Origin of the sequence: Actinoplanes sp. NPDC026623, from assembly GCF_040638275.1 — a bacterium.
Lineage (GTDB): Bacteria > Actinomycetota > Actinomycetes > Mycobacteriales > Micromonosporaceae > Actinoplanes.
Genome location: NZ_JBEZXZ010000002.1, coordinates 32,148 through 51,392 on the forward strand (window position 1 = coordinate 32,148; position 19,245 = coordinate 51,392).

23 protein-coding genes are annotated in these 19,245 nt (G+C 71.4%); 6 read left to right on the top strand and 17 right to left on the bottom strand.

What is annotated here, in order from left to right:
• Positions 1-12: 12 nt before the first annotated feature.
• The 8 genes from AB0F10_RS00855 to AB0F10_RS00890 all read right to left on the bottom strand — a co-directional run bounded on the left by AB0F10_RS00855 (position 13) and on the right by AB0F10_RS00890 (position 5,525).
• Positions 13-822 carry an alpha/beta hydrolase gene (locus tag AB0F10_RS00855; RefSeq protein ID WP_360619575.1) on the bottom strand — a complete coding sequence of 270 codons (810 nt, stop codon included), beginning with the start codon at positions 820-822 and terminating at the stop codon, positions 13-15.
• Positions 803-1,117 carry a DUF2516 family protein gene (locus tag AB0F10_RS00860; RefSeq protein WP_360619576.1) on the bottom strand — a complete coding sequence of 105 codons (315 nt, stop codon included), beginning with the start codon at positions 1,115-1,117 and terminating at the stop codon, positions 803-805. Before AB0F10_RS00860 ends, AB0F10_RS00855 begins: the two co-directional genes overlap by 20 nt.
• A gap of 69 nt (positions 1,118-1,186) precedes the next feature.
• Complete coding sequence (locus AB0F10_RS00865) at positions 1,187-1,639, bottom strand: hypothetical protein (protein WP_360619577.1); 453 nt, start codon at positions 1,637-1,639, stop codon at positions 1,187-1,189.
• A 3-nt stretch (positions 1,640-1,642) separates the two neighbouring features.
• Positions 1,643-2,137, bottom strand: a complete 495-nt coding sequence (locus tag AB0F10_RS00870) for a helix-turn-helix transcriptional regulator (RefSeq protein WP_360619579.1) — start codon at positions 2,135-2,137, stop codon at positions 1,643-1,645.
• 69 nt (positions 2,138-2,206) lie between these two features.
• Positions 2,207-3,142 carry an asparaginase gene (locus AB0F10_RS00875; RefSeq protein ID WP_360619580.1) on the bottom strand — a complete coding sequence of 312 codons (936 nt, stop codon included), beginning with the start codon at positions 3,140-3,142 and terminating at the stop codon, positions 2,207-2,209.
• Entirely contained in the window at positions 3,139-3,972 is an 834-nt protein-coding gene (locus tag AB0F10_RS00880) for a 3-keto-5-aminohexanoate cleavage protein (protein ID WP_360619582.1), read from the bottom strand. The genes AB0F10_RS00875 and AB0F10_RS00880 overlap by 4 nt, the downstream gene beginning before the upstream one ends.
• A 28-nt stretch (positions 3,973-4,000) precedes the next feature.
• Complete coding sequence (locus tag AB0F10_RS00885; RefSeq protein WP_360619584.1) at positions 4,001-5,062, bottom strand: folate-binding protein; 1,062 nt, start codon at positions 5,060-5,062, stop codon at positions 4,001-4,003.
• Positions 5,063-5,099: 37 nt separating this feature from the next.
• Entirely contained in the window at positions 5,100-5,525 is a 426-nt protein-coding gene (locus AB0F10_RS00890; protein ID WP_360619586.1) for a Fur family transcriptional regulator, read from the bottom strand.
• Between the two features lie 38 nt (positions 5,526-5,563).
• On the opposite strand from AB0F10_RS00890, the gene AB0F10_RS00895 reads away from it, so the two are divergent.
• Positions 5,564-6,373 (top strand): aminotransferase class IV, encoded by an 810-nt coding sequence (locus tag AB0F10_RS00895; RefSeq protein WP_360619588.1) that lies wholly within the window; start codon positions 5,564-5,566, stop codon positions 6,371-6,373.
• Positions 6,374-6,375: 2 nt separating this feature from the next.
• On the opposite strand, the gene AB0F10_RS00900 is transcribed toward AB0F10_RS00895, so the two are convergent.
• Together AB0F10_RS00900 and mtfM are read right to left on the bottom strand one after the other, a co-directional pair.
• On the bottom strand, positions 6,376-6,933 hold the full coding sequence (locus AB0F10_RS00900) for an FABP family protein (RefSeq protein WP_360619716.1): 558 nt from the start codon (positions 6,931-6,933) through the stop codon (positions 6,376-6,378).
• A 38-nt stretch (positions 6,934-6,971) separates the two neighbouring features.
• The gene (gene mtfM / locus AB0F10_RS00905) at positions 6,972-7,076 is read right to left on the bottom strand and encodes a small membrane protein MtfM (protein ID WP_275410578.1); all 105 of its coding nucleotides are present in this window, start codon (positions 7,074-7,076) and stop codon (positions 6,972-6,974) included.
• Between the two features lie 14 nt (positions 7,077-7,090).
• Between mtfM and AB0F10_RS00910 the strand changes: the two genes are divergently transcribed.
• A complete protein-coding gene (locus AB0F10_RS00910; protein ID WP_360619590.1) occupies positions 7,091-7,465 on the top strand; it encodes a DsrE family protein in 375 nt (124 codons plus the stop codon).
• Here AB0F10_RS00910 and AB0F10_RS00915 read toward each other — a convergent pair.
• The 7 genes from AB0F10_RS00915 to AB0F10_RS00945 all read right to left on the bottom strand — a co-directional run bounded on the left by AB0F10_RS00915 (position 7,462) and on the right by AB0F10_RS00945 (position 14,767).
• The gene (locus tag AB0F10_RS00915) at positions 7,462-10,284 is read right to left on the bottom strand and encodes an RICIN domain-containing protein (RefSeq protein WP_360619592.1); all 2,823 of its coding nucleotides are present in this window, start codon (positions 10,282-10,284) and stop codon (positions 7,462-7,464) included. The genes AB0F10_RS00910 and AB0F10_RS00915 overlap by 4 nt on opposite strands.
• 128 nt (positions 10,285-10,412) lie before the next feature.
• Positions 10,413-11,288, bottom strand: a complete 876-nt coding sequence (locus AB0F10_RS00920) for a hypothetical protein (protein WP_360619594.1) — start codon at positions 11,286-11,288, stop codon at positions 10,413-10,415.
• A gap of 96 nt (positions 11,289-11,384) precedes the next feature.
• On the bottom strand, positions 11,385-11,714 hold the full coding sequence (locus AB0F10_RS00925; RefSeq protein ID WP_360619596.1) for a DUF1416 domain-containing protein: 330 nt from the start codon (positions 11,712-11,714) through the stop codon (positions 11,385-11,387).
• Positions 11,715-11,716: 2 nt separating this feature from the next.
• Positions 11,717-12,565 (bottom strand): sulfurtransferase, encoded by an 849-nt coding sequence (locus tag AB0F10_RS00930; protein ID WP_360619598.1) that lies wholly within the window; start codon positions 12,563-12,565, stop codon positions 11,717-11,719.
• 163 nt (positions 12,566-12,728) lie between these two features.
• Positions 12,729-12,857 (bottom strand): Ms5788A family Cys-rich leader peptide, encoded by a 129-nt coding sequence (locus AB0F10_RS00935; protein WP_360619600.1) that lies wholly within the window; start codon positions 12,855-12,857, stop codon positions 12,729-12,731.
• A 24-nt stretch (positions 12,858-12,881) separates the two neighbouring features.
• Positions 12,882-13,664 carry a DUF2993 domain-containing protein gene (locus AB0F10_RS00940; protein WP_360619601.1) on the bottom strand — a complete coding sequence of 261 codons (783 nt, stop codon included), beginning with the start codon at positions 13,662-13,664 and terminating at the stop codon, positions 12,882-12,884.
• Positions 13,665-13,744: 80 nt separating this feature from the next.
• A complete protein-coding gene (locus AB0F10_RS00945) occupies positions 13,745-14,767 on the bottom strand; it encodes a hypothetical protein (protein WP_360619603.1) in 1,023 nt (340 codons plus the stop codon).
• A gap of 331 nt (positions 14,768-15,098) precedes the next feature.
• Between AB0F10_RS00945 and AB0F10_RS00950 the strand changes: the two genes are divergently transcribed.
• The 4 genes from AB0F10_RS00950 to pstC all read left to right on the top strand — a co-directional run bounded on the left by AB0F10_RS00950 (position 15,099) and on the right by pstC (position 19,224).
• A complete protein-coding gene (locus AB0F10_RS00950) occupies positions 15,099-15,815 on the top strand; it encodes a response regulator transcription factor (protein ID WP_360619718.1) in 717 nt (238 codons plus the stop codon).
• A gap of 13 nt (positions 15,816-15,828) precedes the next feature.
• Positions 15,829-16,692: a mycothiol synthase gene (gene mshD / locus AB0F10_RS00955; RefSeq protein ID WP_360619720.1), complete on the top strand. Its 864-nt coding sequence runs from the start codon at positions 15,829-15,831 to the stop codon at positions 16,690-16,692.
• 308 nt (positions 16,693-17,000) lie between these two features.
• Positions 17,001-18,089: a phosphate ABC transporter substrate-binding protein PstS gene (gene pstS, locus AB0F10_RS00960; protein ID WP_360619605.1), complete on the top strand. Its 1,089-nt coding sequence runs from the start codon at positions 17,001-17,003 to the stop codon at positions 18,087-18,089.
• Positions 18,090-18,138: 49 nt separating this feature from the next.
• Complete coding sequence (gene pstC, locus AB0F10_RS00965; protein ID WP_360619607.1) at positions 18,139-19,224, top strand: phosphate ABC transporter permease subunit PstC; 1,086 nt, start codon at positions 18,139-18,141, stop codon at positions 19,222-19,224.
• The last annotated feature ends 21 nt before the right edge of the window (positions 19,225-19,245 follow it).

Here is a 19,245-nt window from a genome sequence, read left to right on the forward strand (position 1 = left end):
GCTGTTTCGCGTTCAGGCGGCGTTCAGGAAGGCGGACACTCGCTCGCGCAGGTCCTTGCGCTGGGTCCAGAGCACCGCCGGCCGGTCGTAGACGTGCAGCACGGCACCGGGCAGCAGCCCGGCGAGCCGTTCGGCGACGGGCGCGGGATGCACGTCGTCACCCACACACCCGATCACCAGCGCCCGGCCCCGGAACGCCGCCAGCGCCGACTCGTCCGGCACCGCCGGCTCGCGCCACAACGTGCCGAGCTCGCGGGCGAGCCCGTCAGCCGTCAGTTGCTCGACGCGCTGCCGCAGATGACTCCGGCCGCTCGGCGTGTTCAGCGCCGAGGGCGGCAGCTCGGGCTCGACGGCCCGCGCGACCAGCGCGGCCTCGCCCGACTCGACCGCGGCGAGCAGCCGGGCCAGTCGCGCCTCGGCCCGCGGCGGCCGCACGCCGTCCAGGGGCGCGGGCAGGAAGAGCACGATCCGCTCGAAGCGCTCGGGCGTGTCAGCGATCAGCCGGCAGAGCGCGCCGGCGCCCATGCTGACGCCGACGGCGCGGGTGGCACCGGACCGGTCGGCGACGGCGCGGAGATCGCCGGCGAGATCGGCGAAGCTCCAGGGGCCGGGCGGCGCGGCCGAGCGGCCGTGCCCCCGGAAGTGGAAGAAGACCCGGCGGCCGGCGACGCCGCTGCCGAGCGGGCGAGTGCCGGAGATGTCGCCGGCCAGGCCGTGCGCGAAGACCGTGACCGGCTCACCGGCGCCGGTGACCAGCTCCTCCAGCAGCACGCCGGGGTCGCCCGCGACCAGGCCGTCCGGCCTACCAGAAGCCGGTGCCATCCGAGAGGTCCTTGAGGCCGCGGCGGACGTCAAGCAGATAGATCAGCGCCGCGGCGATGCCGATCAGCGCGAAGAGCCGCAGCGGCCCCCCGATCAGCAGGGTCAGGATGAGGCAGCCCGCCAGGATGGCCACCCACGCACCCTTGGGCAGGGTGCCGATCGCCTGGAACCCGTCTCCGCGCTGCGTCACGCAATGGATCAGGGCCACGATCTGGACCACCATGGACATGATCAGGATCGCCAGGTTGAGATAGCTGACGGCGTACCCGTAGAAGATCGGCGCGGAATAGCCCATGAGAGGGAGTCTATGACGCGGGCCCCGGCAGATGCCGGGGCCCGCTGATCAAAAAGTCGCCGTGGCTACTTACTTGGCGGCCGGGCGGGTCGCGCGCTTGCGCGGCTTCGGCGTGGACTCCGCGGCGGCGGCCTCGACGGCCTTCGGCTCCGTGGTGGTCACCATGTCGGCGTTGACCACGTCCGCGGCCTCGACGACGCCGGTGCCGACGACCCGCTCGCCGTGGGCGACAAGCGAGGTGTAGACGGCGACGGCACGCTCCTGCGCGGCGTGAGCGAACGCGACGGCGCTGGCGGTGGCGGACTCGCGCAGCTTGTCGAAGTCGGTCTCGGCGGCCGTCGTCTTGAGCGAGGCGGCGGTGGTGTTCGCCGTGTCGTTCGCGGTCTTCAGCGAGGCCGCGGCGCGGTCACTGAGGTCGGTGATGACGGCCGGCAGCTTGCGGAGCTGCTGGTAGGCCAGGTCACCGGCGCCGGCGGCGGCGTAGAGGGGCGCGGGGATGCGGGTCTTGGTCTGCTCGGTCATCACTTACTTCTCCTCGGGCTGAGTGGTCTCGGGTGCGGGGGCCGCACCGTTTTCGGCGACTGCCACGTCGCGCATGACGTCGCTGAGCGCGTCATCGGAGTGGGTAGCCTCCGCGGGCGGGGCCGCTGCGGGTTCGGTCGCAGCCGGCGCCTGCCGCGCGGTCTCGTTTCGGAACGTCTCGTAGATCTGCGACAACGACTGCTTCTGGGCGATCGTCAGCTCGGGGTCGACCGCGATGGCGGCCAGCACGCCCTGCTGGCCCTCGCCGTCGAGCAGGCCGGCACGCAGGTACATCGCGGGCGTCGACACCCGCAGTGCGCTGGCCAGTTGTTGCAGCACCTCGGCGCTTGGCTTGCGCAGGCCGCGCTCGATCTGGCTGAGGTACGGGTTGCTCACGCCCGCCCGGTCGGCGAGCTGCCGAAGCGAGATCTTCGCGGTCTGCCGCAGGTCACGGATGAATCCGCCGATGTCCTGGGGCAGGTCCTTGGGTGCGGCCATGCATTCGAAGGTAGCCGGGAGTGCTAGCTCTTGCAAGCAAAACGCTTGCAAGAGCTAGCGTGAGTCGCGTCACCAGGCGGTGCGGATCTCGCCGATCCGTTCGCCGCCGCCCAGCACCGGCACCGTGGCCAGGTCGTCCATCACCGGCGCCGCGACGCCGAGCCGGCGCAGCGCCGACATCAGGACCGGCATCCGGGCCCGCATGCCACCGTCCTCGATCTTGAGGGCGACGGCACCGACACCCTCGATCGCCACCGCGACGACGCCCTCGGCCCCGCCCTTGGCCAGCAGCCCGGGCACGCCGCGCATCAGCAGGGTGTCGTCCTCGCCGGTTCCCGCGACCAGCTCCGGATCGGCGCGCATCGTGTCGGCCACCAGCCGCTCGAACGACCGGGGCGGCGCCTGGACCAGCCGCAGGAACCCGCGGGCCAGGGCGGTCAGCGAGAAGCCGAACACCGGTGCGCCGCAGCCGTCGATCCCGGTCGCGGCGATCGGCTCGCCGACCAGGTCGGCCACCGCGGCGGCGATCGCCACCTGCAGCGGATGCTTCGAATCCCGGTAGTCGTCAAGCGGCCAGCCGTTCGCCACGCAGGTGGCCAGCATCCCGGCGTGCTTGCCGGAGCAGTTCATCAGGATCCGCTCGGGGCCGCGGCCGTCGCGCAGCACGATGTCCCGCTCGTCCTCGGAGAGCGGCAGCGAGTCCGGGCAGCGCAGCGCGCTCTCGTCCAGCCCCGCGGCGCCGAGGATCTCGCGGACCCGGGCGACGTGGAACGGCTCGCCGAAGTGGCTGCCGCTGATCAGCGCGAGGTCGGCCGGATCGGCGGTGCGCAGCCCCGCGCGCAGCATGCCCACCGTCTGCAGCGGCTTGTTGGAGGACCGGGGGAACATGGGCGTGGCGACCTCTCCGGCCGCGGCGACCTGCCCGCCGGCGGCGTCGAGAACCACCACCGAACCGTGGTGCACCGACTCGACGAAACCCGAGCGCACCACCTCCGCCAGGATCATCGGGCCGGCACCCCGAGCAGCTCGCGGGCCTCGGTCGTGGTCAGCGGCGGGCGCTGGGCGAGCTGCGCGAAGCCGAACGCGCGGGCCACCAGCTGCATGTTCGACTCGACCGGCTGGCCCTTGCCGTACGTGATCGTGTCCTCCATGCCGACCCGCAGGTGCCCGCCGGCGGAGAGCGAGGCGAGCATGACCGGGATCGTGCTGCGCCCGATGCCGGTGGCCGAGAACGTGGTGCCCGCGGGCAGGTCACGGATCGCCTGCTCGCACGCGACAAGAGCCGCGGCGGTGCCCGGCATGCCGCCGGGCACGCCCATCACCAGGTCGACGTGCACGTGGCCGCCGAACGGAAGCCCGTGCTTGGCGAGCAGGCGCTGCAGGGTGGTCAGCTGCCCCAGGTCGAAGATCTCGTACTCCGGCACGATGCCCCGCTCCTGCATCCGGGTGTGCAGGTCGACGATGAAGTCCCAGCGGTTCAGGAACACGCCGTCGCCGAAGTTGACGGTGCCCATCGTGCAGGACGCCATCTCGGGCCCGGCGTCGAGCACGGCCAGCCGGGCGGACTCGGGATCGGTCACCGCGCCGCCCGAGGAGAGCTGAACGATCAGGTCCGTGGCCTGCCTCAGCGCGTCGACCGTGGCGCGCAGCCGGCCCTGGTCCAGGCTCGGCTCGCCCGCGTCGTCGCGGATGTGTACGTGCACGATCGCGGCGCCGAGCGCCTCGCACTCCTTGGCGGTGGCCACGAGCTCGTCGATCGTCACGGGCAGCGCCGGTACGGCTGCCTTGCTGCTCTCGGCGCCGGTGGGCGCGACTGTGATGAGTGTCCCGGTCATGTCCGCGATCCTGCCATGCGGGACGGGCTTACGAGACGTCGATGGCGGCGGCCGACTCCCCGACCAGCAGTGCGGCGTCGTCCGCGACGTTGCGCTTGAGCACGGCCAGGGCGATCATGCCCAGCTCGTAGTGGCGGGCCGCGGTGCCGACGAAGCCCACCGCGCGCCCGTCCAGCGTCACCGGGGTGCCCTGCGCGGGCGGCTGGTCGGTGGCGATCCCGTCGAGGTGCAGCAGCACCAGCCGCCGGGGCGGCCGGCCCAGGTGGTGCACCCGGGCGATCGTCTCCTGTCCCCGGTAGCAGCCCTTGTCGAGGTGCACGGCGGGCGCACCGAGGCCGGCCTCGGCCGGGATGGTCCGGTGGTCGGTCTCCCAGCCCAGCCGCGGCAGCCGGTTGGCGACCCGGACCGCCTCGTAGGCCCACAGCCCGGACCTCGGCACGTCGGCCAGCAGGCCCAGCACCTCGTCGAGGGCCGCCCGGGGCACCAGCAGGTCGACGCCGAGCGGCACCCGGCGGGCGAGCGCACCGGGCCCGAAGGCACGGACGTCGTAGAGGGCGGTCGGCTCGTCCGGCACCGAGCCGGCGGCGAACTTCGGGCCCGGCACCTCGAAGATCCGCGGCTCGGCCGGCTCGACGCCCAGGTGGGTGGCGGCCGCGGCGGCCGCCTGCGGCCCGACCAGCGAGAGCACGGCAATCTCGGCGGTCGCGTCGCGCGGCTCCACCCGGGTGAAGAAACGCATCATCTCGAGGTATTTCAGCAGGCCGGCGCCCGCACCGGGCTCGGTGTCCAGCCACGCGGTGGTGCCGTCCTCGGCGACCAGGGCGTGCTGCTCGACGTGGCCGTGCGGCGACAGCACCAGAAGCTCGGTGCCCTGCCCGGCGCGCAGGCCGCTGAGGTGCTGGGTGGTCAGGTTGTGCAGCCAGCCCGCGCGCTCGTCGCCCGGCACGGCGACGACGTCGCGGTTGGACCGGTCGACCAGCCCGACTGCGGTGTCGAGGACGCGCTGCTCGCGCATCGGGTCGCCGTAGTGCGCCGGCACGCCGGCGTCGGCCGACGCGGGTTCGAGCTCCTCGATGAGAACCGTGGTCACAGCCGGCCTCCTATGCCGTGTCGCCCGGTGCCGCCGGTCACGGCTGCCGCTCCCGGCAGTCGCCGCACTCGCCGAAGAGCGAGACGTGACCGACGTCGACCCGGAAGTCGCGATCCTTGTTGAGCTGTTCGGTCACGGGCAGCATCACCGCGGGATCGACCTCGTCGATCGAGCCGCAGTTGCGGCAGACGAGGTGGACGTGCTGGTCCTCGCCCGCCGGGTGATAGGTCGGCGAACCGTGCGACAGGTGGGTGTGGCTGACGAGGCTCAGGTCCTCGAGCAGCTCGAGTGTGCGATAGACGGTGGTGATGTTGACGCCGGCGGCACGCTCACGCACGGTGTGGTGGATCTGCTCCGGAGTCGCGTGCCCCAGCTCATGCACGGCCTCCAGGATCAGCTGGCGCTGCGGGGTGAGGCGCAGGCCGCGTTCCCTGAGCATCTCGGCAAGCGATGTGGCGGACACGTTACGAGCATAGTTCGCGCGGCTATACCCTCCGCGACGTGAGCGACAGCATTCTGGTGATCCCCGGCTCAGGCGCCGTGACCCCGGCCGACCGCGGCCTGCTCTACGGCGAGGGGGTCTTCGAGAGCCTGCACCTGCGCCCGTCCGGCCCCTGGCTGCTGGACCGCCATCTGGACCGCCTGCACCGCTCGGCGGCCCTGCTGGAGATGCCGCTCCCGCCCCGGGAGGACCTGGCGGAGCTGGCCCGGCGCGCGGCCCGGGCCGGGCCGGGCGGAGAGGCAGCGCTGCGGCTGATCGTCACCGCCGGCCCGGCGTCCGGCCCGCAGGCGGTCTACGCCACCGTCGGGCCGGTACCCGCCGCGGCGCTGCGCGAGCGCCGCGACGGCATCCGGGTGATCACCGCGGATCTGGGCGTCGGCCCGCGCCCGCCGTGGTCACTGGCCGCGGCGAAGACGCTCTCCTACGCGGAGAACCTGGCGGCGCGGCGCTGGGCCCAGCGCCAGGGCGCCGACGATCTCCTCTGGCTGACCCCGGACGGCCACGCCCTGGAGGCGCCAACCGCCAGCCTGGTCTGGCTCACCGGCGACACCCTGTGCACCGTCGCTCCGGGGCGCACCGGCATCCTCGCCGGCACCACGGCGGCGCACCTGCTCGACCGGGCGCCGGAGCTCGGCCTGCGCGCCGAGGAGCGCCTGATCACCGCGGCCGAGCTGACGGCGGCCGACGGCGTCTGGTTCGCGTCGTCGCTGCGCGGGCTGGCCGAGGTCCGCATTCTGGACGGAACGCACCGCGCCGGGTCACCCTGGACCCGGCGCCTGCTGGACCTGCTGGGCTTCGAGGTCCGGTGACCTCAGCCGCCGATGCGCAGCAGCCTCGCGGACAGGTGCGGTTGCAGGCTGTGCCCCATCGCCGACATCTCGTGCGCGTAGAGCAGTGCGCCGTCGACGATGCCGAAGAGCCGGTGGCCGGCGGCCACCTCCTTGGCGGACGGCGTGCGGACGACCGCGTCCGTCGCCATCTCCAGCCGCGTTCCGCTGACCCGCCCGAGGTAGAGCTCCATCACCCCGGTCGGCGGCATCATGGTGGCCTCCATCTCGTCGCCGGGCCGGTCGTCGACCAGCACCGGCCGCCACCAGCCCACCTCGCGCCCGGCCATCCGCACCGGCTTGGAGTCGGCGTCGAGCAGCCAGGCCCGCGACTCGTATGCCAGGAACGGCCGGCCGTCGTGGCTGATCCGGATCTCCTGCGCGAAGTCGAAGTCGTCGACCTCGGGGAATCCGCCCTGGCCCCGGCCGCGCCAGAGTCCGATGAACGGCAGCAGCCCGAGCAGCGCCGGGTGCAGATCCGGCCCCTGCCGCAGGTCGTGCGTGTCCTCGTACGGGTACGCGTCGACCGGCGGCGCGTTCATCCAGGGCGGTGGGCCCAGCGGGTTTTCCGTCTCACTGCTCACCAGCGTCCCCTTGCAATGCGCATCGCCAGATAGCCCAAACCGCCCGCCAGCCCGCCGAACCCGGCGACCAGCAGACTTACGAACCCGACCTCGGTAACCATGACCACGCCATCCTATGCTGACCGGCATGGCCCGTTTGCTCGTCGTCAAGGCAACCGCCGGCGCGGACTCACCGGAGCGTTGCTCGCAGGCGTTCACGGTGGCCTCGACCGCGGCCGCGTCCGGCGTGGACGTGTCCTTCTGGCTGACCGGCGAGTCGACGTGGTTCGCCCTGCCTGGCCGGGCGGCCGGGTTCGCCCTGCCGCACGCCGCTCCGCTGCCGGACCTGCTCGAGTTGCTGCTCGCGACCGGCCGGGTCACCGCCTGCACGCAGTGCGCCGCGCGCCGCGAGATCGGCCCCGGCGACGTGCTGCCGGGGATCCGGATCGCGGGCGCCGCCGTCTTCGTCGAGGAGATCATGTCCGACGGCGCCCAGGCGGTCGTGTACTAGCCGGGCACTATCCGCCAGCGCTGGCCGGCGAGGTTGAGATCCGCCCACTGCGTGACGGCCGCGCCGTCCGCGGTCGACTGCCCCGACACCTCCAGCAGCTTGCCGCTGTGCCGGGCGACGATCTCGAAGACGCCGGCCGAGACCCAGGTAAGCCGCCACTGCTGGTTGGCGCCGCCGACGTAGTCCCACTGGGTGACCCGCGCACCGTCCGCGGTGGAGACGCCGGCGACGTCGACGCACTTGCCGGTGAGGTTGCTGACGATCCGGAAGTAGCCGGCGCCCACGTCCTCGAACCGCCACACGTGGTCGGCGGTCCCGGTCGGCGGCCACTGGGTGAGCTGTGCGCCGTTGGCCGTCGACATGTCCTGGATGGCCAGCACCTTGTCGGTGTGGGTGACCTGCAGCTTGACGTTGCCGTCGGGGATCAGCCGCCAGTTGTGGTCGGCGGTCGCGTTGTCGGTGAACTGCACGACGTTCGCGGAGTCTGCCGTGGACATGCCGGACACGGCGAGGACCTTGCCGGAGTTGAAGTTGCGGATCCGCAGGTAGCCGGTGCCGTTGTCGAGCAGTTGCCACAGATGGTCGGCGGTGCCGCTGTCGTCGAACTGCACGACTTGCGCGGAGTCGGCGGTGGACATCCGGTCGACGCCGAGCACCTTGCCGGAGTTCACGCAGCGGATCCGCACGTACCCGTCGCCGTTGTCGACGATCTGCCACAGGTGGTCGGCCGTGCCGCTGTCGGCGAACTGCACGACCCGGGCGCTGTTCGCCTGCGACATCTGGTCGACGCCGAGCACCTTGCCGCTGTTCTGGTTCTGGATCCGGAACGCGACGCCCGGCTGCACCCACGGCCGGCCGGCGCCGATCGTGGGGAACGACGTGACCCGCAGCCGGGCCGCGCCCATCGGGATCAGCGCGACGGTCTCGACCGGCTCGGCCGACGGGGTCGGGCTGTCCTGCAACGGCGTGACGATCTGGTCGGAGTCGGCGGTCCAGGCCGGGATCCGGCGGGCCGGCGTGGTGATCCGGATCGGCGCGTTGGCGGGCGTGAACGGGTCGTTGGCGTTGCCGAGCCCGGTCGTCACCGCGAACGAGGTCGCGCCGTCGAGGCCGTAGTTCCAGGCCGATCCGGGCCGCACCTCGCTGGTCGGCCAGGCGTCCGTGCCGCCCTTGCGGGACCAGTTCTCGGTGATCGCCAGCGAGAACGTCAGGGCGCCGAAGCCGACCGAGACCGCGTTGTGGTTGCCGGTCCAGGTCTTCACCGCCGCCCGCATGGGCAGGCGCAGCACGATCCGGTCACCGTTCGCCCAGGTCCGGCTGATCTTCGAGTACGCCGGCCCGGGCGTGACGGCCGCGGCGGCACCGTTGACGGTGACGGCCGGCGCCGAACACCACCCCGGTATCCGCAGATACAGCGGGAAGGCCAGGGCCTTCGGGGTGCTGACCGTGTACGTGATCGTGTCGGAGAACGGGTAGGACGTGTCGGCGACGATCGTGACCGCCGTACCGTCGGCGACCTTGGCGGTGACCCGTGACGGGCCGTGCAGGTTCGCGACCAGGCCGCCGTCTGGGGTGGCCGCCCACATCTCCTCGACGTAGTAGGGCCAGCCCATGCCGTAGTTGTGCGGGCAGCACCGGTAGTTGTCGATGCCCAGCATGTAGGCCTGCATCGGGAACCCGTTCTGGAACTGAGCCTGACTGCCCGCGTGGTTCAGCAGCGCGACGCTGTTCGCGCTGGTGATGTAGTGGATGCCCCGCTGCTTCTGGTCCAGCGAGGCGGGCAGCGAGTTGAACGCCAGGTCCTCGACCCGGTCCGCCCAGACCGGGTCGCCGGTGATCCGGCTCAGCATCTCGTGGCTGGACATGAACTCGACGATGCCGCAGGTCTCGAACCCCTGCCGCGGGTCGCCGAAGCCGGGCCGGGCGTTCTCGTCACCGGCGAAGCCGCCGCCGGGGAACTGCCCGTAGGCGCTCATGATCCGGTTGTAGTCCTGGTAGCTGGCCTGCCGGTGCGCGGCGTCGCCGGAGAGCACCGAGTAGACGGCCGGCTCGCGGAAACCCTGCGCCAGGTTGACGTTGTGCAGCGACGGCAGGTTGTCGAGGTAGTTCGCCGAGTTGGCGTGGATCTTGCGGGCCAGGTCGAGCAGGAACGCGTCGCCGGTGCGGTTGTAGGTCCAGAACACCACCTCGAGCGTGTCGGCCCACCGGAAGCTGCCCCAGCTCTGCGAGAAGACGCTGGTGGGGCGGCCGTTGACGTACTGGAAGAAGCGGGTCAGGAACGGCACGATCCGGGTGTCGCCGGTGAACTCCTGGAAGGTGCGCACGGCGTGCAGCATCGGCATGTGTGGCCAGAAGTCCGGGCCGTTGTTCAGGCTGGTACGCAGGCTCGTCGGCCCGAAGAAGCCGTCGGATGCCTGGGTCGCCAGGACGCCGTCGATCCAGCGCCGGGTCTCGTTGATGACCCGGGTGTCGCCCGTGACGTAGCCGAGGCTGCTGAAGCCCTTGAGCCAGTACGGCAGCTCCTCCCAGCCGCCCAGGTTCGGGTGGATCCAGCCGGTGTTGTCGTACTGAAGGAAGTGCGAGATCTCGGTCATCCGGCCGTTGATGCCGTCCAGCTGGTAGCCGAGCTGGGTGGCGAGCCATCCGGCGGCCCTGGTCTGCCCGGGCGCGAGGCGGATGAAGGCGTCGGGCCGCAGCGGCGACCGGTTGACCACATGACCGGGCGCGGCGGCCTGCGCCGCCGTCCCGGTGATCAGTTCTGTTACCGCCGCGACGGCGGGCACGGCAACGGTTCCGGCCAGGAAAGTTCGACGGTCCACAGCAGCCTCCGGGGGCGCGCCAGGGCGTGCGCTCGTGGTGGATTATGTTCGAATCAGGTTGGTTACAGGATCGTAAAACACTGATTCACGCATGTAAATGGATTGCCACCGTCTATTTGCCAGGGTTGTTAACGACAGCCGGTGGTGGCGCTGACCCACGCCGTCCCGTCACCGTCGCCGACCACCACGGACACCGCGCCGTCGCGGTACGCCCAGACGTGCGGATCGGCCTGCACGACGCTCGCGCCGGACACCACCGCCCGCAGCGCACCGCGCAGATTCGCGGGGGCCGCGAGCCCGTCCGCGGTCACGGTCCGCGCCGTCGCGCCGCCGGCCGGGCAGGCCACCTCGCTGCTGGTGGCCCCAGCGCCGCTCGCGCCCAGCGCACCCAGCGCCGCACCGAAGGCCGGCGGCGTCTGCACCGCGGGCCGGGGCTCGGGCCCGAGGTCCACGCCGTCGGCGAGGGGGCGGCACCCCGTCGAGGCCCGCACCGTGAAGACGGTGGCGTCCGAGTCGATGGCGGCGTCCACGCCGACGAACGCACCGGCGTCGGCGCGCAGCGCGTACCGGGTGCGGGCGGTGTTGTGCCGCACGGCCGCGGCGTACCCGGGCGGCATCGCCCGCGCGATCGCCTCCAGCGCGGCGGGCGCCTGGCCGGCGCGTACCCGGACGGTGACGTCCCGGACGGCCTCGACGCCCTTCCGCACCGGGGTCAGGGCGCAGTCCCGCTCGAACTCCACCGGGCCGAGCGAGACGACCCGGTCGGGAGCGTCGGCGGCGGCGAACGCGACGCCGGTGGCCCGCTCCAGCACGGGCAGCGCCTCGGCGATGTTCCGCTGCTCCGGGACCGTCGGCGGGTCATGACGAACGGACCAGGCCGCGAAGCCGGCGATGGCCAGCGACCAGGCCACCACGATCGCGATCAGCCACCACCGCCGCTTGGGCCGCTCGTCGGCGGCGGGCGGAAGGGGCTGGTACCCGGGCGGCAGGTTCACGGCAGCCATGCTCGCATGCGCTGCGCAAACGCCGGGCGGCCGGTCACGGGAACGTTTACGGGCGGAACCCCGGATGGGTCCCGCCCGTAGACAACAGAGCGTGGGTCAGGCGGCGACGCCGAGGCCGACCTCGTTCACGCCGCGGGTGGCGTCCACCGTCAGGTCGCCGTTCCCGTGCCGGGACAGCGCCCGCAGGGTCCAGCTTCCCGGCGCCGCGAAGAAGCGGAACACGCCCTGCGGCGAGGTGACCACCTCGGCGGTGAACTCGCCGGACGAGTCGAGCAGGCGGACGTAGGCGCCGCCCACCGCGTCGCCCTCGGCGTTCGTCACGATGCCGGTGATGACGGTTTCCTTCTGGAGGTCGACGCCGGCCGGGATGGGAGCCGACTGGTCGGGCGCGGCGCAGCCGTCCGCGATGTTCGATGCAGAAGTCATGGTCAGGCCTTTCCGGGCTCGTCGCCGAGGGCGATCGGCACGCCGATGAGGGAGCCGTACTCGGTCCAGGAACCGTCGTAGTTCTTCACGTTCTCGTGGCCGAGCAGCTCCTTGAGCACGAACCAGGTGTGCGAGGAGCGCTCGCCGATGCGGCAGTAGGCGATCGTGTCCTTGCCGCCGTCCAGGCCCGCGGCACCGTAGATCTTGGTGAGCTCGGCGTCGGACTTGAACGTGCCGTCCTCGTTGGCCGCCTTGCTCCACGGCACGCTGATCGCGGTCGGGATGTGGCCGGCGCGCTGCGACTGCTCCTGCGGCAGGTGCGCCGGCGCGAGCAGCCGGCCCGCGAACTCGTCGGGGCTGCGCACGTCCACCAGGTTCTTCACGCCGATGGCCTGCACGACCTCGTCGCGGAAGGCGCGGATGGTCAGGTCCGGCGCAGACGCCTGGTACTGCGTGGCCGCGCGCGAGGGCACGTCCTTGGAGTAGGGGCGGGCGTCGAGCTCCCACTTCTTGCGGCCGCCGTCGATCAGCTTCACGTCGCCGTGGCCGTAGAGCTTGAAGTACCAGTACGCGTACGCGGCGAACCAGTTGTTGTTGCCGCCGTACAGAACCACGGTGTCGTCGTTGGCGATGCCGCGCGCGGACAGGAGCGCGGAGAACTGCTCCTGGTTGACGAAGTCACGGCGGACCGGGTCCTGCAGGTCGGCCTTCCAGTCGATCTTGACGGCGCCGGGGATGTGGCCGCCGTCGTAGGCGCTGGTGTCCTCGTCGACCTCGACGAAGACCACACCCGGAGTCTCGAGATTCTTCTCGGCCCAGTCGGCAGATACGAGCGCGGTGTCGCGACTCATCGGATTACTCCCTTGGTCAGGTGAGATGGGGGTGAGTCGACGCGCGGAGGAATTAGGTCGCACCCCGCGCGGGACCCTTGTTGGAACGGATCACGTTGGGTTGGGTGCGACGGCGCCACTGCCGGGCTGAGGGTTTAGATCCTGTGCAGCTGGAATGGCCCCGTCAGATGACGGGGCGACACAGGCAGGCGGCCACGCGGCACAGGTCGACCGCGCGCCTCTTGGTGAGCAACAGGCTCATGCCGCCGACCCTACCAGCGGTTCCAGACCCCGGAACACTGTCGACCACCATCCGGGAACGAGTCCGCCGTCACAGTCAGCCCGAACTCAATGACACATCGCTGGCCCCGGCGGTCACCACGAGACCCTCGGGGGTCGGCTCGACCTTCTGCACCTTCATGCCGAGCGGCAGGGCCGGCACCTTCAGATCCACCGAGAGCTGCTTGACGAAGCCGTCGACAAGCGAGCGCACGAACGGGAGGTTCGGCAGGCCCTCGGCGGTCACGTCGGCGAAGGTCACGCTGACCACGCCGTCCTTGACCGCGAGGTTCGCCGTGCCGCTGGCGTTGAAGGTCTGGCCCAGCGCCTTGATCGGCGCGGTGCCGACCAGCTTGCCGTCGCGCTCGCTGAGCACGAGGCCCTCCTGGCCGATCAGGTCGGCCAGGTTGGCGTAGGTGATCGTGCCGGCGCCGGTGACGGTGCTCGCGACGATGTCGCCGGTGCCGCTGCGGATCGTGTCCAGCGGCGCCTTCACGTCCTCGGCCCGGATATCGAGCACCTTCATGTCGATCTGCTTGCCGTTGCCGGCCGGCCCCGAGAAGTCGTCAAGCACGATCCGGATCTGCTGGTACTTCCCCGCCAGCACCTGGGTCAGGAACGGCACGCCCTCGATGGACACGTCCGGCTCCTGCGAGGTGGCGTGCTGGTCGTCCAGTTGCGCGACGACCCGGTCGCTGATCAGCCGCTCCGCGACCGACTTGCCGAACCGGTCCGCCACCACCAGCAGGCCGAGAATCAGCAGGAGCAGGACACCGATGGTGATCATCAGGCCCCGCCCGCGACGCTTACGCGGCTTCGTCGACCCGTACACCTGCGCCACAGCGGCCTCCCGATCACGTCAAGTGGCACGGTATATGCCCCGCGCCCGCGTTCCGGACACCCTCGGTTTCCGCCACCACATCAGGTGAGGAAGAAGACCGTCATCACGTACGCGGCCGGCAGCGCCAGTGCGAACGCGCCCAGCGGGCCCTGCATGTGCCGGGCCACCCAGAACGTCGGCGTCGAGCCGGCCATCCGCCGGCCCGCCTCGGAGTAGTTGACCGCGAGGTCGACGAGCTCGGCGATGCCGGCCACGACGAAGCCCAGCACGGCACCCTTCGCCGGGGTGAACGGCAGGACCAGCACGCTGCCGAGCATGGCCGCCGCGAGCGTGCCGAGCATCGCGCCGACGATGACGCCGGTCGCGCCGCGCGGCACCTGCGGCGCGATCCGCGGCTTCGGGAAGACCGCGTCGATCAGGTGCGCGACCATCACCGCGACGGCGATGGCGGTGAGACAGACCAGCACGGACTGCGTCCCGACCGGCTTGCGGGTGAGCACGATCAACTGGGCGAAGGACACCACGCCGGCGACGATGAGCAGCGTGCCGCTGAGCGCGTCGCGGAACTGCAGCCGGTCCTCGGACCGCAACTGCTGGCCGACGACCGCGAGCACGTAACCGACCGCCGCGACGGCCAGCAGCGGCAGGACGCCTGCCGGGTCGCGGGTGGCGGCCAGATAGTCGGCGGCGGCCGCGGCCGCCACGCTGACCCCGGCGACGGTGCCGGCCGCCGGCGGCCGGATCGCCATCGTGAAGGCCAGGATGTAGAGCAGCTGCACCCCGAAGATCACGATCCCGTACGACAGGCGCGCGTCCGGCCCGGAGGTCTGCGCCCCGAGGATCAGCCCGGCGCCCAGGAGCCCGGCGAAGCCGGCGATCGCCACCGAGAGCTGGCGGCGCACCGGTACGACCGGGATCTCCTCGTCGAACTCCTCCTCGTCGTCCTCTTCGCCCGGCTCGTCGCCGCGGTTGCCGATCCGCGAGGCGGGCTCGGGCGCGCCGGCGTAGAAGCCGGAGGAGGATCGGCCCGGCGCCGAACGGGCGATCTCCCGGGAGACGTCGTCGTCCCAGGAGTCGTTGTCGCGGGGCGCGGTAGGAGGCACGCCTGCGATCGTGCCAGACCCGGGCCATGGAGTACTCATCGCGGCCGGGTCATCCTCCCCGCCGTCCGGTCACGTCCCGGGTCCACATGCACCATCGTCGCGGGATGGGGGTCGGCTGAAAGGCCGGTAATGGTCCGGCTGTTCGGTTACCTCGGGGGCGTAGTTCACATCACTTGGTGATCCGGCCGGGGTATTCGAGCTGGCGGATCGGTTAAGGTACTCGCAGCCCACCCGTCGTTGACGCCGGGACAAATCCTTCCGGTGGCGCAGCTCTGAGCTGCGTGGACCGGGTCACCCGAGCGGTCTTCGCGCCGCAAGGATCGAGGTGAGTGTGGAAATCCTCCTGTTGGTGACGACACGTGCTGGTGAGCCGTCCGCCGTGTTGCCCGCGCTGGACCTGCTGCCCCACTCCGTGCGCACCGCCCCCCGGGATGTGCGCACTCTTGTCTCCGGGCCGAGCCCGGACGCCGTGCTCGTCGACGCCCGTTCGGAGCTCTCCGAGGCCCGCGCGACCTGCCGCATGCTGCACGCGACCGGCATCGGCGTCCCGCTGATGGCCGTGGTGACCGAAGCCGGCCTGATCGCACTCAACGCCGACTGGGGCGTCGACGACGTCATCCTGGCCGGCGCGGGTCCGGCCGAGGTCGAGGCCCGGCTGCGCCTCGCGGTCGGGCGCCTGACGAACGCGACCGCGGGCGCCGGCGGTTCGATCCGCGCCGGCGAGCTCAACATCGACCCCGACACCTACGCCGCCAAGCTCAAGGGCCGGCCGCTCGACCTCACCTACAAGGAGTTCGAGCTGCTGAAGTTCCTGGCGCAGCACCCCGGCCGGGTCTTCACCCGCGACCAGTTGCTGCGCGAGGTCTGGGGCTACGACTACTTCGGCGGCACCCGCACGGTCGACGTGCACGTGCGGCGGCTGCGCGCCAAGCTCGGCTCGGAGTACGAGTCGATGATCGGCACCGTCCGCCAGGTCGGCTACAAGTTCGTGGTCCCGCCGAGCAACCGCCAGTTGCCCGACAACGAGCCCGTCTCGCTGCCGGTCTGAGCGCTCCGCATTGCTGACCCAGGTCCGGTCGTCCGACCGGCTCTCCCCCGCCGAGGCGGCCGACGTGCTCGCGTTGGCCGCCGCGGCCGATGAGACCGACGGCGTCCACCCGCTCTCCGAGGACGGCGTCCTCGGCCTGCGCGGCGCCGACCGGGCCCACCTGCTCGCCTACGAGGGCGGGTCGCTGGCGGGCTACGCCTACCTGCGCGACGAGTCGGGTGAGCTCGTGGTGCACCCGGATCATCGGCGGCGCGGCCACGGCACCGCGCTGCTCACGGCCGCCGGCCCGGGTGCGAAGCGGTTCTGGGCGCACGGCGACGACCCGGCCGCCCGCGCCTTCGCCGAGCGGGCGGGCTTCGCCCGCGCCCGCGTCCTCTGGCAGATGCGGCGCCGCCTCGCCGGGCTGCCCGAGGTCGCGCTGCCCGACGGCGTGCGCGTGCGCACCTTCGTGCCCGGCGCCGACGACGAGGCCTGGCTGGGCGTCAACGCCCGGGCCTTCGCCCACCACCCCGAGCAGGGCCGCTGGACCGCGGACGACCTGCGGCTGCGCCTCGCCGAGCCCTGGTTCGACCCGGCCGGCTTCCTGCTGGCGGTCGACCCGGCCGACGACCGGCTGCTCGGCTTCCACTGGACCAAGGTCCACCCCGCCGAGGGCCGGGAGCCGGCGCTCGGCGAGATCTATGTGCTCGGCGTCGACCCGGGCGGGCACCGCCGGGGCCTCGGCGCCGCCCTCAGCGTCGCCGGGCTGCGTTACCTCGCCGGCCTGGGCCTGTCGGACGTCCTGCTCTACGTGGACGAGTCGAGCACCGCGGCGGTCGCCCTCTACCGCCGCCTCGGCTTCGAGATCCACTCGACCGACGTGATGTACAGCCGCTAGAAACGGGCCACCCGCGACGCAACGACGCCGGTGAATCGCCCATCGCGCCCCCCGCTTCTCTCGCCGGGGTTCTCCGCGCCAAAAAGAACGCAAGATAACGCCCATATCGGACACGCGGCGCTGAGTTCACTTAACAGACAACCCTTCCTCAGTCAAAGGCAACCGCCCGGCGTTTACGTGTTCACCCTGCGTTCACTCTTGCCCGGGAAGCCGGTCACCTGGCACTCCTAGTTTTCCGGGTGTGCCGATGAGAGTTCGGCCGGCCGGGACCTCGGAGCCCGGAGATGCGTTCTATGAAAGGGACCCCCGTGAAGCTCCAGCGGTACTACGTTGCCGGCATTGCCTTGACCGCCACGCTCGCGCTCACCGCGTGCGGCTCTGACAACACCGACTCGCCCACCGGTGACGCCTCCGTCGCGCCCGGCAGCTGTACGGCGGGTCAGCTCACCGCACAGGGATCATCTGCGCAGAAGAACGCCATGGACGAGTGGATCAAGACCTACCAGGGCCAGTGCGCGGACACCAAGATCGGATACGAGGGCACCGGCTCCGGCGCCGGCATCCAGGCGTTCATAGCCGGCACCGCCGACTTCGCCGGCTCCGACTCGGCGCTGAAGGAGGAGGAGCAGCCGCAGGCCACCGCCAAGTGCCCGGGCGGCCAGGCGCTCAACCTCCCGATGGTCATCGGCCCGATCGCGGTCGTCTACAACCTCGAGGGCGTCGACGGCCTGCAGCTGTCCTCCCCGACCCTCGCCAAGATCTTCTCGGGCAAGATCACCAAGTGGAACGACGCGGCCATCGCCGCCGAGAACTCCGGCGCGAAGCTGCCGGCCACCACGATCGCGTCCGTGCACCGCTCGGACGAGTCGGGCACGACCGACAACTTCACCAAGTACCTGAGCAAGACCGCCGAGAAGGACTGGACCTACAGCAACGCCAAGGCGTGGAAGGCCCCGGGCGGCACCGGCGCGGCCAAGTCGGACGGCGTCGCCAGCGCGGTCAAGAGCACGGCCGGCTCGATCTCCTACGTGGAGCTCTCCTTCGCGGAGAACAGCGACCTGCAGAAGGCCAAGATCAAGAACGGCGCGGGTGAATACACCGAGCTGACCGCCGAGAGCGCCGGCAAGACCATCGCGGGCGCCAAGGTCGCGGGCACCGGCGACGACCTGAAGCTCGACATCGACTACGCCACCACCGAGGCCGGCGCCTACCCGATCGTCCTGGTCACCTACGAGATCGCCTGCAGCAAGGGCAGCCCGAAGGCGGCCCTGATCAAGGGCTTCCTGACCTACACCTCGAGCACCAGCGGCCAGTCCGCGCTGGGCGAGCTGGGCTACGCCCCGCTGCCGGAGACCGTCCGCAGCAAGGTCGAGGCCTCGGTCGCAAAGATCTCCTGACCCGGCGCACCGCACACAATCTCCCTCCTAGACGACTGCGAGCGAGCGAATGGGTGACTACCCCTCCCGCTCGGCGAGTGTCAGGGCCGGCGCATCGGGTGTGACAGGACGTCACGCCCGGTCCGCCGGCACCGGCGTATCGCCGATCCCTCCCGATGACTTCGACGGCCGCCGCCCGCCGCTCGGTGGCGGGGGCGCCCTACCCAGGAAGTCCCGGTTCTCGGTGGAGACCGGCTTCCGGGGACTCAGCACGGCCGCCGGCGCGATGGTGCTGGTCATCATCGTCGCCATCGCGATCTTCCTGATCTCGGAGGCGAAGCCCGCCCTACAGGCGAACACCGAGAACTTCTTCACCTACCAGGCCTGGTTCCCCAACGACGCCGATCCGCACTTCGGCATCGCCGCGCTGGCCTTCGGCACCCTGCTGACGTCGCTCATCGCGCTGATCCTCGCGGTGCCGATCGCCCTGGGCATCGCGCTCTTCCTCTCGCACTACGCGCCCAGGCGGCTGGCCACGCCGCTGGGCTTCGTCGTCGACCTGCTCGCCGCAGTGCCCAGCGTCGTCTTCGGACTCTGGGGCCGCGACGTCCTCATGGTTCCGGTGCAGGAGCTCTCGGTCTGGCTCAACAAGTACTTCGGCTGGCTGCCGATCTTCGGCGGCGACGGGCCGTTCGGCCGCTCGATCCTGCTCGGCAGCCTGGTGCTGGCGATCATGGTGCTGCCGATCATGACCTCGCTGTCCCGGGAGGTCTTCCAGCAGACCCCCGCCATGAACGAGGAGGCGGCGCTCGCCCTCGGCGCCACCAAGTGGGAGATGATCCGCACCGCCGTGCTGCCGTACGGCAAGCCCGGCGTCATCGCCGCGGTCATGCTCGGCCTGGGCCGCGCGCTCGGCGAGACCATCGCCCTGGCCATGACCCTCGGCATCGTCTTCAACATCTCGTTCAACCTGATCGAGAACGGCGGCAACAGCATCGCCGCCAACATCGCCAACACCTTCGGCGAGGCCAACGACACCGGACGCGGCGCACTCATCGCCTCCGGCCTGGTGCTGTTCGCCATCACGCTGGTGGTCAACATGGCCGCGCGGGCGATCATCTACCGCCGCCGCGAGTTCCGGGACAGTGCGGCATGACCGCGTGCATGCCGAAGGGAA

Bases quoted from the DNA above. Each gene is read 5' to 3' on its own strand.
- AB0F10_RS00855 (WP_360619575.1), bottom strand. From the start codon at position 822: ATGGCACCGGCTTCTGGTAGGCCGGACGGCCTGGTCGCGGGCGACCCC.
- AB0F10_RS00860 (WP_360619576.1), bottom strand. From the start codon at position 1,117: ATGGGCTATTCCGCGCCGATCTTCTACGGGTACGCCGTCAGCTATCTC.
- AB0F10_RS00865 (WP_360619577.1), bottom strand. From the start codon at position 1,639: ATGACCGAGCAGACCAAGACCCGCATCCCCGCGCCCCTCTACGCCGCC.
- AB0F10_RS00870 (WP_360619579.1), bottom strand. From the start codon at position 2,137: ATGGCCGCACCCAAGGACCTGCCCCAGGACATCGGCGGATTCATCCGT.
- AB0F10_RS00875 (WP_360619580.1), bottom strand. From the start codon at position 3,142: ATGATCCTGGCGGAGGTGGTGCGCTCGGGTTTCGTCGAGTCGGTGCAC.
- AB0F10_RS00880 (WP_360619582.1), bottom strand. From the start codon at position 3,972: ATGACCGGGACACTCATCACAGTCGCGCCCACCGGCGCCGAGAGCAGC.
- AB0F10_RS00900 (WP_360619716.1), bottom strand. From the start codon at position 6,933: ATGAACGCGCCGCCGGTCGACGCGTACCCGTACGAGGACACGCACGAC.
- mtfM (WP_275410578.1), bottom strand. From the start codon at position 7,076: ATGGTTACCGAGGTCGGGTTCGTAAGTCTGCTGGTCGCCGGGTTCGGC.
- AB0F10_RS00910 (WP_360619590.1), top strand. From the start codon at position 7,091: ATGCTGACCGGCATGGCCCGTTTGCTCGTCGTCAAGGCAACCGCCGGC.
- AB0F10_RS00920 (WP_360619594.1), bottom strand. From the start codon at position 11,288: ATGGCTGCCGTGAACCTGCCGCCCGGGTACCAGCCCCTTCCGCCCGCC.
- AB0F10_RS00925 (WP_360619596.1), bottom strand. From the start codon at position 11,714: ATGACTTCTGCATCGAACATCGCGGACGGCTGCGCCGCGCCCGACCAG.
- AB0F10_RS00930 (WP_360619598.1), bottom strand. From the start codon at position 12,565: ATGAGTCGCGACACCGCGCTCGTATCTGCCGACTGGGCCGAGAAGAAT.
- AB0F10_RS00935 (WP_360619600.1), bottom strand. From the start codon at position 12,857: ATGGTGGTCGACAGTGTTCCGGGGTCTGGAACCGCTGGTAGGGTCGGC.
- pstC (WP_360619607.1), top strand. From the start codon at position 18,139: ATGGGTGACTACCCCTCCCGCTCGGCGAGTGTCAGGGCCGGCGCATCG.